Here is a 15,399-nt window from a genome sequence, read left to right as displayed (position 1 = left end):
TTGGCTCGGCCCAGGGCCAAGCCTCCCACCGCACTCCCTGAACGCCGTTCGGGGCTGCCTGCCCTCCAGCCGCACGTGCAGACGCCCGAGAGCCTCCCTACGTAGGACGACCTGTACATCTGGGTCCCCTCTCCTCCGAACCTGACCTTTCGAAGCCACGCCACGGACTTCGACAGACAGGGTGCACTCCGGACACGGGTCTCCAGCTCCGCCGGCGCACAACATCCACCGCGCCGACTTGATCAAAGTCGCAGAACGCCCCCACGGCAGCGCACCACCACCATCATTTCGCAGTTCGCTCGCTCTCTACCCCCCCTACCTCTCTCCGGCTATCCTTTGCCCGAAGTCCTTCTCCATGGGAGGCAAGGGGTGGACAACCGTTTAACGGTCGGAATCGACGTAGGTGGCACAAAAACCGCCGCCGTCCTCATCTCAAGTACGAAGAAAATACTTGCAGAAATTACCGAACCGACGAACCGTTCAGCGTCTCCCGAACAATCTGTCGAACATTCTGAGGCATTGATCGATCGCCTACTCAGGGAAACGCATCATGTGCGGCGATCAGTGGAAGCGGTGGGAGTCGGACTTCCAGGCCTCATCGCGCCGGACAGAACATTCCGAGATTCCATCATCCTGCCGACGTGGCTGAATGTCGACTTTCAGTCGCTACTCCAGCAGCGACTGGGCGTTCCCGTCATCGTCGACAATGACACAACCATGGCAGCTTTAGGCCATATGGCAAGCATCCCACCGAGCGAACGGCCACGTTGCCTCGTCTGCCTCACTCTCGGCACGGGAGTTGGCGGAGCGGTTCTGCTGAACGGTATACCACTGCGAGGAATTGACGGAACGGCCGGGCAGATCGGCCACATCACCGTCGACCCCGCAGGAAGGAATTGTGATTGCGGCAGTGCGGGCTGCCTCAATTCGTACGCATCAGGAACGGCCATCACCGCACGCTATGCCGAACTGAGCGCCGAAGGATCGACATTAGAAGCTGCGCCCGAGGCAGCAGCGAAAAAAGCCGACTTCCGCGAGGCCCTGCATATGGGCGATCCACAAGCACAACAAGCACTGACCGAAGCCACCACAGCTTTGATCGTTGCCATCTCTAACATGGTGAACGTATTGAATCCCGAAGTCGTCGTCCTGGGTGGGGGCGTCGCAGGCTTGGGATCTACGCTGATTGATCCCGTACAAAGGGAAGTGTCCCGACGATCCTTCCCGGCTCCCGCTCGGCGCGTACGCGTTTGCCTAGCCTCCCACGGACCCCTGACCGGCGCGATAGGCGCGGCCGCCACAGCTGCCGAACTCGGCAGCACAAGGCGCCCACACAACCTGTCAAACAGCCATTCCGCGGGAAGGGAAACTCAATGACCTCTCAGGAAGTCCAACAATGGGCTCGCCGCCTGATCCCGACAGCTGACCGCTCAGTCGTATGGCTGTTCGATGTCGATGACACGCTCACCGATACGCAGTCCATGCATCACCGTGCAGCTGACTCACTAGTGGCTGAACTGGCGACTGAAATGGCGGGATCACTTGCAACTTCCGTAGTCAAGCGTTTTCGCAGAGTGTTCGACGAGTTGCTCATGGTCCATCAACAGGTCTCAGTCTCCGACAAAGACAGACTTCTCTCCCTAAAAACGCTCGACTCCCGGGTCCGCAGTTACCAGCGCGAGATCCTTGAGAAGTGGCACCTCACCCGGCCCTTCAGTCGCGAGATCCTGCTCCGCATCGCCATCGAGGACTGTGGTGCCCTTCTCACAGCGGACGCACTCCGGCGTTGCACGGATCAGTATTGGGAGCATATGCGCGAGAACCCAATCGTGTTCCCCGACGCGGCTCGGCTCTCGCAGAAACTCGCCGTTCAAGGGGCGCCAGCCTACCTAATGACGTCCAGTGATGCCCGATACCGAGAGCGAAGCAACGGGCAATTCACATACGATCCTCAAGAATCACTCGAAGACAAGAATCGGAGGATGGAGAACCTCAAGAATCACGGCATCCGATACTCCAAGGCATTCATCGGCGATCCGATCGACAAGCCGAGTGAAGATTTCTACGACCTAGCACTTTCTGGCATTTCCCAGGACCTCGACAGGCCGTTGGAATCTCTTTTCATCGTTGTCATTGGTGACTCATATCGATCTGACATTAAAACCCCGCTCGGACTTCTTGACTACGCCATCGGAATCTGGTGTCGCCGAGGACAGCCCGGCATCGACATGGAGGCAGAACGCGTTTTGTCCATCGGTGATTTCGATATGTTCATCAAAGCTCTTGATGCAGTCGAAGGTGAGGACAAGAGATGAGGGTGGCTGTCATTGTCGACGACCTTGACCCGGCGAGGCGCAGAAAGTGCTTCTGGGGCGAACAGCTTTCATCTCTCCCCGGGGTCGAATTCGAGTTGGTCAGCCTGCAAAAAAATATGGAGTCACGACTATTCTTTAACGTCTACGCCTATGACGTCGTCATATTCAATTGGTGTGTACTCGACGGGGCAGTGATGTACGCGGCGGATCGCGCTCAGGACATTCTTGCATTCTACGATGACCACTTCATCCAGTTCGTCCGCCGCGGCGGTGTCGTGATCATGGAAAATCAGCCAAAGCGGTGGCGCCCTGCGCAACGGGCTTATGACATTCTCTTTCCCGGGCAGATCGCCGTCCAGTTGAGAGAAACGTACCTGTACGGGCCCACGGTACAGGTGAACCCGAGACTCAAGGGACATCCACTTCTCCAGGGCATAGCCGCCCCCATCAACTCTGCCTATTCTCAGCCTCCCGACACATCATGGTTCCCGCCAGGATCAACGAGCCCTAGATCCATCGAAGAACTCCATCCGACCAAGATGTATACAGGCGCCTTCCAGAAGTGGTCAAAAGGATGGCTTCCCCTGCTCTACACTGCCGGCCGGGAAAATCCCGTCATGCTGGTAAAGACGGAAGGGCTAGGCCTCTGGGTTGCAACGACGATGTTCATCGCCTCGTCGAACGTACACGACCTCATAGAATCCCTGGTCGTCGGAGCACGCCATCACAGTACGGCCATTCGGCATTTCCACGCGGCCCAGCAACGCGCGCAACTACTCCGGACCATCAGTAGCGTCAGTATCGTTCTCCTCCTGGCAGTCGGCCTCTTCCTCCTACTTCAATCGAACCTGCTCACCTCGAAGGTTCCGTATGGCGACACCTGGGCCGGAAATATCGCTATCAGCCTGTTGTTTGCAGCTCTGGTAAGTGCCGCTACTTTCCTCCGCGGATTCCTATTCCTGACATGGCGTGCAGCGAGGAATCATTGATGCTTCTCTTCCATGGAGACCATGGCGGGCTACGATGGATTTAAGGCTTGCCGACAGGGTTGTAGTCGTCACCGGCGCATCAGGGGCAATCGGCGGCGCCATCGCGAAACGCATGGCCTACGAGGGTGCACACGTCATCATGGGCTACCACTCGGGGCAAATTTCCGCGGAGAGGTTGATCACCGAAATTACCCGACACGGTTACATGGCTCATGCCCTCGAAGTCGATGTACGGGATAGTTCTTCGGTCACTGACTTCATGGACACAGCAGCTTCGCTGGCCGGCCCACTCGACTGCTTGGTCAACGTCGCGGGTGTCGCCTCGTTTGCGCCCACCCATCAGTTGTCAGAAGAGGCCTGGGACAACGTCATCGACACAAACCTCAAGGGAGCATTCCTCTGCTGCCGCGCGATCCTGCCACATATGTTCCGCCTCGGATGGGGCGACATAGTGAACGTATCGTCCATAGCAGGCACCATCGGTTCCTTCGAGGGAATTTCCTACGCTGCTTCGAAAGCAGGACTCAACCAACTCACCAAGTCCCTGGCGATGGAACTGGGGCGCGCCGATATCCGTGTCAATGGCGTGGCACCCGGCCGTATCGATACACCATTCAGGCGTCAGAGTTCCGGCCGTTACTTTGATTTCATGATCGAGCAAACTCCGCTGCACCGCTTAGGATCAACTGACGAGGTGGCAAATGCGGTGGCCTTCTTGGTCTCGCGCACTTCCTCCTTCATCACCGGTGAGACAATCACAATCTCCGGCGGACTCAATTCCGTCTTCCTTGAACATGTCGACCCGGATCCCGGATCCAAAATCGGCCATCAGGAAGAATCAGGATCCACCTAGGGAAATAACTACCTTACGGTAGGGCGCTCCGTCTGGCTCTCGACGTTCCCGCAATAGATTCCTTATCAGGCGTGGAGCCTCTTCAAGTGTCACGACATCAGTAACAATCTTTCCCAAAATCTGCGGATGGGTCAGCATCATCTTCATCGCATGCACCAGGTGGTGGCGCGATGTACCCCGATGTCCAGTCAGGTGGAGAATCTTTCCCTCGCTCGTTCTCACCATTTTGATATAGCCGGGCCAAGGCCGACCACACACATTGAGTCGCCGAATAAGATTCAGGTCGACTCCAGGGATCTGACTCAATTCCTCACTTGCCGCGAATCCCGTCATCAGATCTATTCGTGCACCAGTCTGCGCCACCCGAAGAAGGTCCACGAGAGCTTCGCGCCTTTGCTCTCTTCCCACACACAGCGCCGCAGCGTCTGGCCCAGAGTCTGAGTAGTACGTGGCTACCGGAGGAAAGCGACTCGAATGTGGACACAGAGCGAACTCACCATCAACAAATCCGCTGTCCACCGCATACTGGACTCTTCGCTCCGAACGATCAACGAGTGCAACCTCGGGAACACCGGCCAGTCGAGCCGCCACTGCAGTCAGCAGGCCCATAGGCCCTGCTCCTACGATGAGCAGCCTCTCGGGGAGCTGCGGAGTACTCAGGAGCTCAATGCTGTAAACCGCCACACCCAGAGGCTCGGAGATTACTGCGAGTAGTGGATCGAGACCAGGGTGGATTGGGACTAACAGGCCGTCCCAGAATTTCGATGCGGATATATAGGCGACCTCTTGAAACATGCCCTCGAGAGAATGACCGATAATCTCGTTCTGGTTTTCAGAGCTTACCGGATTGATAATATATGAACTCCCACAGAGCGTTTCGCCGCGCGCCGGCGACGGCCGGCTTGCGAGGTGGATAATGGCTTCATGCCCTAGTACCACAGCTTCATCGTCGCGCCAGCCCGCGATAATATCGAGATCTGTCCCACAAACGCCCACAAATTCGGGAACCAGAACGAACATTTCATTGTCTCGGGGCAAGAGAGCCCGAGTCTCGACAGAGAGTGCACCACCGCCGGGCGCCACGACCAGCCGTTGCCGATGCGGCTGCATCAGAGCCCACCACGCCGGCCCTGATCCACCAGGCGCGCCCAGGCTTCCCTAAGCTCGGTGTGCACGACATCACTCACGAACACGGGAGGGGCACCGATCTCTCGGATCAACGGGAACCGTTGCCTGCCTCCGCGGTGGCTCGCCGCCTCTTCGAGCCCACTGAAGAGCTGGTCTGCCGTCACGTTCTCACTGTGCAGGGGAAGTCCCACTCTCCTGGCCAGCCGCACGATGCGCTGAGCGACGCTCGAACTGGTTACGCCTCTGCCTAGGCCGATCTCTAAAGACAGTGCCATGTCAATTGTCACTGCTTCCCCGTGGGTCATTGCATGCGAGTTCATTTCCAGTACCGAACTCAGAGTGTGCCCGAAATCGACAGAGCGGTTGAGTTGACCTTCCCACAAGTTGCCGGACAATGATGACATCATTGCATCTGCTGCACGCGCCACCAACTCCAACCCCTCCTCGGTGCGGTAGAAGGCAGGGAAACAGATGCGATCCGAATGAGATTCCAGCAGACTAAAGAGATCACCCTCCTCGACGACCGCTATCTTAATAGCTTCCGCCACGCCACTCACCATGAAGCGAGTGGGTAGCGTCTGAAGGAAGGCAACATCGAGTATGACTGCTTTAGGGGGATAGAAAAGTCCCGCCCGATTCTTGCGGCCGAAGAGATTGATTGCTACCTTCGCACCTACCCCCGCATCGATCAGCCCAACAAGAGAAGTGGGCACACGCACGTAGGGAACACCTCGCCGGTAGAGACCGGCGGCCAACCCCACCGCATCGAGCACAGCACCACCACCAAGTGCCACGACGGGGTGCTGATTTCGGGAAACCCCGATTGACTCCATGGTACTCAGGATGAATTCTAATGCAGTCCAGCTTTTGGATGATTCTCCTGCCGCCACACTCTTGAGTATCGGGCGAAATCCGGCGGCTTCCAGTTCCGACTTCAAAGCAGTTCCGTAAATTTCGGACACTGTTGCGTCGGCCAGGATAACTGGGCGAATTCCGGCACTCATGGTGTGAAGAATGCCGACCAGAGACTTTCCCGCTTCCGCCATGGTCACGCTATACGACAGTGCGAGGCCCTCCGTCATTCGACGGCTTCGATGCGAGAGTAGAGAGGTATCCTCTGTGGGGTCAGAACACGATAGTTCCATGCACTCCGCTGCAAGGGCAGCCCCGTGAAGTCCCGCTTCGACCTCCGATTCAGCAAAGTCGACTATGCCGGAAAAATAGTCGGGCGCTTCGTCAGAAATCATGTAAAGCCCGAGTGATGTAAGGTTGCGGACCAATGCAGCCTCGTAGAATCTCCCAAGAGATTGAGGCACTCCTCCGGTAACGACGACCTGATTCACTTCGGGATCGACTGAAAGTAGGGAGATAATCGCCCGGGCGATCGGCCTCACCACGGCCTCGAGGAGCAGACGCGCGGCTGGCTCATGCTCCTCAAGACCGCTCCGTAGCAGCCTTGCCCAAAGGGCAGGATCTCGATGAATTGCAGGCGTTCGCCACTCCGACTGACCAAGCAATGGCGCCAGCCGAGCCATTACTCTGGGTATGCCGCGACCTGAACAGTACGCGTTGAGATGCGATTGGCCGCCACAATCACAACGTAGATCGAGGCTGCTTCCGCCGGCCTGGAAATCGATCGGTATATGCCCGATCTCCCCTTGTATTCCTCTGGTCGGGTGCACTGGAACTCTTCGGCTGGCTACCTCGATGGTTCTGCTGGCAATTCCCGTACTCACCGTCAGAACACAGATCTTTTTGGATCTCTGATACTCAGGTTTACTTGCAAAATATGTGGCCAGCGCGGTCACGTCATTGACGACTGACCACTTCACGTCACTCCTGGCGCGAGTGAGCGCATCTCTCAGGTCAAACGGCTCGGATGCAGGGCCCCAGAGAGGCCCTGCATTGAGTATGGCACCCGTGTGGCTATTGACTGCGGCACCCATAGAAATGCTGACTCGCAGTGGATGCCCTGTATCCGGGAGCCCTAGTTCCCGAGTCTGTTGGACGATGTAGTCAATGAGCCGCTGTCGTAGTTGTGTCTGAGACAGCTGTGGATGATTCAGATAGTTGACCGACGGCTTCCTGACCAATCGACTCAACGTGCCGTCCGGCTCCCTCACGGCGCTGCGAAACCACGTCCCACCGATGTCTATAACAGCATGCTGATGGCGCGCCGCGGTGCCGTCTAGTGACATCGCTAAGCCATGAGGATGATCCACTAGATTTCGGCCAAGGAGTCGAAGGGACCGACCTGAACTCCTGTAGCGATAATGGCAGCCCTGACCTCTGTATCGATGAGTTTCATCAGCGAGCCGTCCTCGTCGAATGTCTCAGCGATGATCACCAGGTTCGGAGAATTGGATGAGGCTCGGACGAGTAGCCAGCTGCGGTCGTCCAGCTCAAGCCGAATTCCGTTGAGTCGGTTGATTTGTTTGACACGCTTGCCGGCCAGGCTGTCACGCTGCTCGAAGTATGCAGCGAGTGCCTCGACCACCGCATACTTCGTTTCATCCGAGGCATAAGGCTGGCGATTAGGCGATGAAAAGGAGCTGGGAAGCAATGCCAACTTGTCGGACAGGCGCCAGTTCTTCTCTTTGGCCTTCGCGCTACACAATGCCCACAGGAGTGTGAGCGCAGCGACACAGGCATCGTCGTACCCGCGTCCGAGGGGTTCACTGAAGAAGAAGTGGCCACTTCTCTCGAAACCAGCTACGGCTCTGGACTCAGCTACCTTGGCTTTGACGTAAGAGTGACCTGTTTTCGCCCATACGATGTTACTGGCCAATTCAGACTCGTACAGGGAAGTCGATTTGACGTCGATGACGAATGGTCCAGAGACTTCTGCCTGTTCTTCCAGAAACTTGGCTACTACCAGGCCGACACGGTCTGCAAAGACAAGCTGGCTGCGGTCGTCGACGACACCAAGGCGATCGCCATCCCCGTCGAAGCAGAGGCCAAGATCGGCATCGCTCTCAGCCACGAGGGACTCGACCGAACGAAGGAAGGGGACGCTTTCGGGATTTGGATTAAAGTGGGGGAACGTCCAGTCAGGTGTCACGTGCCCCGGGACTACGTCAAATCCCAATTTCTCCAGGACAGTGGGGGCATAAAGTCCGGCTGTTCCATTGCCAGTCTCCACTGCCACCTTGAGGCGCGGCAGTCCGCGAAACCTCTCTGCCCATTCTTCGACAAGTCCGGCGATATAGTTGCTACGGGCATCGGCATGGAAGGAGTACTTGCCGGAAGCTGCTTCCCTCTCCAGCGCTCGGCCACCGAGTGTGAATTCTTTGAAGCCAAGCATTTCGACCGGTCCAAAAGTAGACGCCTTTCGGTACCCGACCTTCACCCCAGTCCAGCCGTTCTCATTATGGCTCGCTGTCACCATCGCCACACAGGGGACGTCCAATGAGAATTGTGCGTAGTATGCACCCGGCGTCGTAGTGAGCCCGATGTCTACGACTTCCATACCGGCTTGCAGGAGCCCGACTACGAGCGCATTCTTGACGTTTTCGGAGTAGCTCCGGAAGTCGTATCCCACCACGATACGGGTTCCCGCTTGGAGTTCGTCGACCAAGAAGTGGCCGAGATGGAGCCCCAGGATGCGTACTCCTAGGTAATTCAGGCCCACAGGGGTGTCGTCACCTGTCGGTTGAATGACCCAACGTGCATCGTACTCGCGGAACCCGGTTTCAGCCAAAAGCGCATCTTCGAAGTAGCTCGCCGAATTATACTTGCTCGTCATTTAGACATCACTCCGAGTAGTCGCCGCGCCAAGTGCCCGTAGTTGCTCGAGAGGAAACTCCAGCATCAGGCGTTTAGGCATTGCGCCACCCCTGGAGAGATCGAACAGGAAGCGCTCACCCAGGCACTCCAACGTAAGGCAGTCCTGACCTAATTCAATGGTGTGCGGACCGGCCTGCGCCATCGCCCCGACAGCAATGCGCGATAGATCCTCGCGCCGAAATCGACCGGTGATGTCCACCCAGTCGTCGGCCTCCAAGTCGAATGGCCAATGAGCCTTGATCACTACGTCAGCCTTCTCGCTGACAATGTCGACGCTGCCCTCAATAGGGTGAGGGATGCTGAGGATCGTCATACTCATAAAGCTCCCGCCTCTCGGAGCTGAGGGCTCACACTGAAAGGCCCCAGAGTCACCAAATGATGACAAAGGGTGACGAGATGTCGTCCTAGTCACTATACTGTGTGGCCACCTCGCCCGAGCCATGATCAAGGGTTTTGAGTAAGGCTTGGAGAGGCCCGTCAGCCCGCGCTTGCGGCAGTGGCCGACGCATTGGGCCGAGGGTTACCGGCAGCTCCCAAGCTGCGACGCCGGGGGCTCCGTACTCAGAAGCCGACACGCAAGGTGGGGTGCCCCCCGTGCTGGTGAAATGCGTGGAGCCCCTGCCTAGGCAGGGGCTCCAGATCGTTCGGATACGGGCCTCAGCCGGAACCCACGAACAGGACGAGCAGCAGCCACACCACGGGAGCCGTGGGCAGCAGTGAGTCCAGGCGGTCCATGATGCCCCCGTGGCCCGGGAGCAGCGTGCCCATGTCCTTGATGCCCAGGTCCCGCTTGATCATCGACTCGCCGAGGTCGCCGAGCGTGGCGCTGGCCGCGACGGCGAGGCCGAGCAGCAGACCCTGCCACCAGGTGCCGTCGTCGATCACGAACTGCATCAGCAGCGCGCCGGCGACCATCGCGAACGACACCGCGCCGAGCAGGCCCTCGCGGGTCTTGCCCGGGCTGATGCGCGGAGCGAGCTTGGTCTTGCCGAAGCGCCAGCCGACGGCGTACGCGCCCGTGTCGCTGACGACCGTCAGGACCAGGAACATCATGACGCGGAACGCTCCGTCGTCGGCGGTGAGCATCAGGGCGACGAACGTGGCCAGGAACGGGACGTAGAAGGCCGCGAAGACGCCGGCGGTGACGTCCTTCAGATAGCCCTCGGGCGGTTCCGTCATCCGCCAGACCAGCACCGCGAGCGCGGTGAGGGCCATGGCGACCCAGGCACCCTCGGGACCCCGGACGTATCCGGCGACGACCATCGCCGCACCGCCGACCGCGAGCGGCACGAGCGGCGCCTTGATGCCCTTGCGCTCCTGAAGCCTGCTGGTCAGCTCCCACAGACCGACGACGACGGCGACCGCTATCACGCCGATGAACACGGCCTTGACGACGAACAGCGACGCGATGATCACCACACCGAGACCGACCCCGACCCCTATGGCCGCGCCCAGGTCTCGGCCCGCACTCTTCTTCTGGGGTGCGGGCGCCGGGTGAGAGGCGTCGGGCATGGGCTCCGGATTCTGCGGCACCGCCGCGTGGGGCTGTGCCGACGGTGTGTCGTGGCCGTGGGCGGCGTCGCCGTACGGCTGGTTGCCGTAGGGCCGGTCCGGGAACAAGGGGCCGCCCGACCGAGCGGCCCCCCGGTCGTCATCCTGGTTTCCGCCGCGCGCGGGTACGTCGGGGACGATGGGCATGGGGCGAGTCTGCTGCGCCTCAGGCGCATCGTACGCGGGACCCGCCGGGGCGGCGCCCTGGACAGGCCCCTGGTCGACGGGCCCCCAGTACCCCGCCCGCGACCCGGCGTGTGGCGGTGAGCCCCAGGAAGAGTCGTTCATCAGACCTCGAGCAGCTCCGCTTCCTTGTGCTTCAGGAGCTCGTCCACCTGGGCGACGTACTTCGCGGTGGTGTCGTCGAGCTCCTTCTCCGCACGGCGGCCCTCGTCCTCGCCGACCTCGCCGTCCTTGATCAGCTTGTCGATCGCGTCCTTGGCCTTGCGGCGGACCGCGCGGATGGACACCTTGGCGTCCTCGCCCTTGCCCTTGGCGACCTTGATGTAGTCGCGGCGGCGCTCCTCGGTCAGCTCGGGGAACACCACTCGGATGATGTTGCCGTCGTTGCTCGGGTTGACGCCCAGGTCGGAGTCGCGGATCGCCTGCTCGATGTTGCGCAGCGCGGTCTTGTCGAACGGGGTCACGACCGCCATGCGCGGCTCCGGCACGGAGAACGAAGCCAGCTGGTTGATCGGCGTCGGTGCGCCGTAGTAGTCGGCAACGATCTTGTTGAACATCGCCGGGTGCGCACGGCCGGTGCGGATCGCGGCGAAGTCCTCCTTGGCGACCACGACCGCCTTCTCCATCTTCTCCTCGGCCTCGAGGAGGGTCTCTTCGATCACCACTTGCTCCTGCGTGTCTTGAGTAGGCCCGGCTGCGGTTCCTTGCGGAGGCGGCGGCCGGCTGCGTCGCGTCTTCTTCCTGCACGGTTCCCGACCGGCAGGACATTGTCCATCCCCCGGCCAGGGTCCGTCCCCCGGTCAGGTGTTGTCGTACGAAACCGGGGTTCTACGGGGTTCTACCGGTCAGGCCCGGCTGCCTTGCTCACCCACGAGCGTGCCGATCTTCTCACCCTTGACGGCGCGAGCGATATTGCCCTCGGTCAGAAGCTCGAAGACGAGGATCGGGAGCTTGTTGTCGCGGCACAGCGTGATCGCGGTCATGTCGGCGACCTTCAGGTCGCGGGTGATGACCTCGCCGTAGCCGAGGGCGTCGAACTTGACGGCCGCCGGATTGGTCTTCGGGTCGGAGTCGTAGACGCCGTCCACGCCGTTCTTGCCCATCAGCAGCGCCTCGGCGTCGATCTCCAGGGCGCGCTGGGCGGCGGTGGTGTCGGTGGAGAAGTACGGCATGCCCATACCGGCGCCGAAGATGACCACACGGCCCTTCTCCAGGTGACGCACGGCGCGCAGCGGGATGTACGGCTCGGCGACCTGGCCCATGGTGATGGCGGTCTGCACGCGGCTGTCGATGCCCTCCTTCTCCAGGAAGTCCTGGAGGGCGAGGCAGTTCATGACCGTGCCGAGCATGCCCATGTAGTCCGAGCGGGCACGGTCCATGCCGCGCTGCTGGAGTTCGGCGCCGCGGAAGAAGTTGCCGCCGCCGATCACGACCGCGATCTCGGCGCCGTCACGCACGACGGCGGCGATCTCACGGGCGATCTTGTGCACCACGTCGGGGTCCACGCCCAGGCCCCCGCCACCGGAGAATGCCTCCCCGGACAGCTTCAGCATGAACCGGCCGCGTAGTTTGCCGTCGTCGCTCGTCTGGGCCTTGGTGGTCATGGGAGATCCCGCCTCTTTCACGTGGTGCACATGCGAAGAAGGCCATTGCCGGTGGGGTGTTCCAACCCGTGCGCGGCAATGGCCTCCTCGTCAGATCTGCTGTCGTCCGTCACGCACACGCGTGACGGCGTACCGGACGACTGCGTCCGACCCTATCGGGCCGGAGCGTCGATCGCGGCACGGACTCAGATGCCGACCTTGATGCGCGTGAAGCGCTTCAGGGTGACACCGGCCTCGTCCAGGACCTTCTGGACGGACTTCTTGTTGTCCAGCGCGTACGGCTGGCCGAGCAGCGTGGCGTCCTTGAAGAAGCCGTTGAGGCGACCCTCGACGATCTTCGGCAGGGCGGCCTCGGGCTTGCCCTCGGCGCGGGTGGTCTCCTCGGCGACGCGACGCTCGGACTCGACGACGTCGGCCGGCACGTCCTCCTTGGAGAGGTACTTCGGCGCGAAGGCGGCGATGTGCTGGGCGATGCCCTTGGCGACGTCGGCGTTCGGCTTGTCCAGCTCGACGAGGACACCGATCTGCGGGGGCAGGTCGGGCATCGTGCGGTGCATGTACGCGGTCACGAAGCCGTCGGCGAACTGCGCGAAGCGGTCCAGCACGATCTTCTCGCCGAGGTTGGCGTTGGCCTCGTCCACGAACGCCTGGACGGTCTTGCCGGCCTCGATCTCGGACGCGAGCAGCGCCTCGAGGTCGGCCGGGGAGGTCTTGACGACGTGCTCGGCGATCGCGTTGGCGACGGCCTGGAACTTGTCACCCTTGGCAACGAAGTCCGTCTCGCACTTCAGCTCGACGAGGACGCCGGAGGAGTTGTCGTCGGCGATGATCGAGACCACGGCGCCGTTCTCGGCGGAGCGGCCCTCACGCTTGGCGACGCCCTTCTGGCCCTTGATCCGGAGCGCCTCGACGGCCTTGTCGACGCTGCCCTCGGCCTCGTCCAGCGCCTTCTTGCAGTCCATCATGCCGGCGCCGGTGAGCTCACGGAGCTTCTTGACGTCAGCGGCGGTGTAGTTCGCCATGATCTGTGAATCTCTCTCGGAGGTCGAAGTCTCGAAGATCTGGGGGCTGTGGGTGAACGGCGGGCGGTGCGTTCCGCACCCCCCGCCGTCACTTCGTCCCTAGGGCCGTACGGACGAACTGGCGCCCGTACGGCCTACGGCCTGACTCAGGCCTGCTCGCCCTCGGCGGCCGGAGCGGCCTCGGCAGCGGGGGCCTCGGTCTCGGCGGCGGGGGCCTCGGCGGCGGGAGCCTCGGCCTCAGCGGCGGGAGCCTCGGCGGCCGGGGCCTCAGTCTCGGCAGCGGCCTCGGCCGGCTTCTCGGCAGCCTCGTCCGTGGTCTCGGCGTCGGCCTTCTTCTCGCCCTCGAGCAGGTCGCGCTCCCACGCGGCCAGCGGCTCGCCGGCGGCCTTGTCGCCCTTGTCGCCGGTGGCGACGCCGGAACGGGAGATGAGGCCCTCGGCGACGGCGTCGGCGATCACGCGGGTGAGCAGGGTGACGGAGCGGATCGCGTCGTCGTTGCCCGGGATCTTGTAGTCGACCTCGTCGGGGTCGCAGTTGGTGTCGAGGATGGCGACGACCGGGATGTTGAGCTTCCGGGCCTCGCCGACCGCGATGTGCTCCTTCTTGGTGTCCACGATCCAGACGGCGCTGGGCACCTTGGACATCTCGCGGATACCACCGAGGGTCTTCTCGAGCTTGGCCTTCTCACGCGAGAGGACCAGGAGCTCCTTCTTCGTCAGACCCGAGGCGGCGACGTCCTCGAAGTCGATGAGCTCGAGCTCCTTGAGGCGCTGAAGGCGCTTGTAGACGGTCGAGAAGTTGGTGAGCATGCCGCCCAGCCAGCGCTGGTTGACGTAAGGCATGCCGACGCGGGTGGCCTGCTCCGCGATGGCCTCCTGCGCCTGCTTCTTCGTACCGACGAACATGACCGTGCCGCCGTGGGCGACGGTCTCCTTGACGAACTCGTAGGCGCGGTCGATGTACGACAGCGACTGGAGCAGGTCGATGATGTAGATGCCGTTGCGCTCGGTGAAGATGAAGCGCTTCATCTTCGGGTTCCAGCGACGGGTCTGGTGACCGAAGTGGACGCCGCTTTCCAGCAGCTCCCGCATCGTGACGACGGCCATGGCCGTTCTCCTTGGGTTTCTCGGTTGTACCGCGGGGACCGGACGGCTCCCGCGCCTGACGCCCGCGATGCGCCGAGCCACGAAGGACCGAGGGGCGCAGATACCGGAGAACCGACCGTGGCCGGCCCCTGATACCGGGGCGTGCGAAGTCGACCCGGTGACCCGGATCGCCAGAAGAAGTGTACGGGACCGGCGGGGCACCGGGTGACGCCGCTGTCCACAACCGGCGGGTGGTCCACAGGTCCCGGCAGCGGTCACGGGAACACAAGACGGTGGCGTCATGCACGCACAGCGATTCACGGCCCTGCTGCCGGTCCTGTCGATGATGACGCTGGCCACGGTGGCGTGGGCGGACCCGCAGGTCGCGCCGGGAGCCCGGGCGCTCCCCGCGCCGGCCGTCCCGGCGATCGGCCGGGCCTGGCCGGTGGGCACCCGTCCGGCGGTGCTGCGGGGATGGGAGCCACCGGCCGGCCCGTACGCCCGCGGTCACCGAGGTGTCGACCTCGCGGCAGCGCCGGACGCTCCGGTACGGGCGGTGGCTGCCGGCCGGGTGTCCTTCGCGGGCCGGGTGGCCGGCCGGGGCGTCGTCTCGGTGGAACTGTCGGCGACGGGCCGGCCGCCCCTGCGGACCACCTACGAGCCGGTGCGGGCGTCGGTGCGCAAGGGGGACGAGGTGGCCCCGGGCCAGGTCGTCGGCACGGTGGAGCCGATGGGCTCGCACTGCGTGCGCACGTGTGTGCACTGGGGGCTGCTGAGCGGCAGGACGTATCTGGACCCGCTGTCGCTGCTGCCCCCGTGGCTGCGGCGGGGCGGCCCGTCACGGCTGCTGCCGGTGCTCGGCGTCCCCCTGCCGTGACTCAGC

General features: G+C 61.9%; 14 protein-coding genes. 5 read left to right on the top strand and 9 right to left on the bottom strand.

What is annotated here, in order from left to right; genetic code table 11:
- The first annotated feature begins 369 nt into the window (after positions 1–369).
- Genes ACFVYS_RS17395 through ACFVYS_RS17380 form a run of 4 tightly spaced genes read left to right on the top strand, consistent with a single transcriptional unit; the run spans position 370 to position 4,157 of the window.
- Positions 370–1,377 carry an ROK family protein gene (locus ACFVYS_RS17395; protein ID WP_389502859.1) on the top strand — a complete coding sequence of 336 codons (1,008 nt, stop codon included), beginning with the start codon at positions 370–372 and terminating at the stop codon, positions 1,375–1,377.
- Positions 1,374–2,315: a hypothetical protein gene (locus ACFVYS_RS17390; protein WP_389502857.1), complete on the top strand. Its 942-nt coding sequence runs from the start codon at positions 1,374–1,376 to the stop codon at positions 2,313–2,315. The genes ACFVYS_RS17395 and ACFVYS_RS17390 overlap by 4 nt, the downstream gene beginning before the upstream one ends.
- Complete coding sequence (locus ACFVYS_RS17385) at positions 2,312–3,304, top strand: hypothetical protein (protein ID WP_389502855.1); 993 nt, start codon at positions 2,312–2,314, stop codon at positions 3,302–3,304. Before ACFVYS_RS17390 ends, ACFVYS_RS17385 begins: the two co-directional genes overlap by 4 nt.
- Before the next feature lie 34 nt (positions 3,305–3,338).
- On the top strand, positions 3,339–4,157 hold the full coding sequence (locus ACFVYS_RS17380) for an SDR family NAD(P)-dependent oxidoreductase (RefSeq protein WP_389502853.1): 819 nt from the start codon (positions 3,339–3,341) through the stop codon (positions 4,155–4,157).
- Here ACFVYS_RS17380 and ACFVYS_RS17375 read toward each other — a convergent pair.
- The 9 genes from ACFVYS_RS17375 to rpsB all read right to left on the bottom strand — a co-directional run bounded on the left by ACFVYS_RS17375 (position 4,143) and on the right by rpsB (position 14,537).
- Positions 4,143–5,267 (bottom strand): hypothetical protein, encoded by a 1,125-nt coding sequence (locus ACFVYS_RS17375; protein WP_389502851.1) that lies wholly within the window; start codon positions 5,265–5,267, stop codon positions 4,143–4,145. The two genes, ACFVYS_RS17380 and ACFVYS_RS17375, sit on opposite strands and share 15 nt — an antisense overlap.
- On the bottom strand, positions 5,267–7,483 hold the full coding sequence (locus ACFVYS_RS17370; protein ID WP_389502849.1) for an ROK family protein: 2,217 nt from the start codon (positions 7,481–7,483) through the stop codon (positions 5,267–5,269). Before ACFVYS_RS17370 ends, ACFVYS_RS17375 begins: the two co-directional genes overlap by 1 nt.
- A 23-nt stretch (positions 7,484–7,506) precedes the next feature.
- On the bottom strand, positions 7,507–9,030 hold the full coding sequence (locus tag ACFVYS_RS17365; protein ID WP_389502847.1) for a hypothetical protein: 1,524 nt from the start codon (positions 9,028–9,030) through the stop codon (positions 7,507–7,509).
- Positions 9,031–9,384: a hypothetical protein gene (locus tag ACFVYS_RS17360; RefSeq protein WP_159088256.1), complete on the bottom strand. Its 354-nt coding sequence runs from the start codon at positions 9,382–9,384 to the stop codon at positions 9,031–9,033. It lies immediately after the preceding gene.
- A 344-nt stretch (positions 9,385–9,728) separates the two neighbouring features.
- Positions 9,729–10,910 carry a phosphatidate cytidylyltransferase gene (locus ACFVYS_RS17355; RefSeq protein ID WP_389502845.1) on the bottom strand — a complete coding sequence of 394 codons (1,182 nt, stop codon included), beginning with the start codon at positions 10,908–10,910 and terminating at the stop codon, positions 9,729–9,731.
- A complete protein-coding gene (frr, locus tag ACFVYS_RS17350; RefSeq protein ID WP_020128692.1) occupies positions 10,910–11,467 on the bottom strand; it encodes a ribosome recycling factor in 558 nt (185 codons plus the stop codon). Before frr ends, ACFVYS_RS17355 begins: the two co-directional genes overlap by 1 nt.
- Positions 11,468–11,650: 183 nt before the next feature.
- Positions 11,651–12,409, bottom strand: a complete 759-nt coding sequence (gene pyrH / locus ACFVYS_RS17345) for a UMP kinase (RefSeq protein WP_062641698.1) — start codon at positions 12,407–12,409, stop codon at positions 11,651–11,653.
- Positions 12,410–12,594: 185 nt separating this feature from the next.
- Positions 12,595–13,431: a translation elongation factor Ts gene (tsf, locus tag ACFVYS_RS17340; RefSeq protein WP_020128694.1), complete on the bottom strand. Its 837-nt coding sequence runs from the start codon at positions 13,429–13,431 to the stop codon at positions 12,595–12,597.
- 146 nt (positions 13,432–13,577) lie between these two features.
- The gene (gene rpsB, locus ACFVYS_RS17335; RefSeq protein ID WP_389502843.1) at positions 13,578–14,537 is read right to left on the bottom strand and encodes a 30S ribosomal protein S2; all 960 of its coding nucleotides are present in this window, start codon (positions 14,535–14,537) and stop codon (positions 13,578–13,580) included.
- A gap of 280 nt (positions 14,538–14,817) precedes the next feature.
- On the opposite strand from rpsB, the gene ACFVYS_RS17330 reads away from it, so the two are divergent.
- A complete protein-coding gene (locus tag ACFVYS_RS17330; protein WP_389502841.1) occupies positions 14,818–15,393 on the top strand; it encodes a M23 family metallopeptidase in 576 nt (191 codons plus the stop codon).
- Positions 15,394–15,399: the final 6 nt, after the last annotated feature.

The sequence above is a fragment of the Streptomyces sp. NPDC058295 genome (assembly GCF_042880655.1).
GTDB lineage: Bacteria > Actinomycetota > Actinomycetes > Streptomycetales > Streptomycetaceae > Streptomyces > Streptomyces coriariae.
The sequence above is the reverse complement of the archived record's forward strand: the minus strand, read 5'-3'. Positions and strand labels throughout refer to the sequence as shown.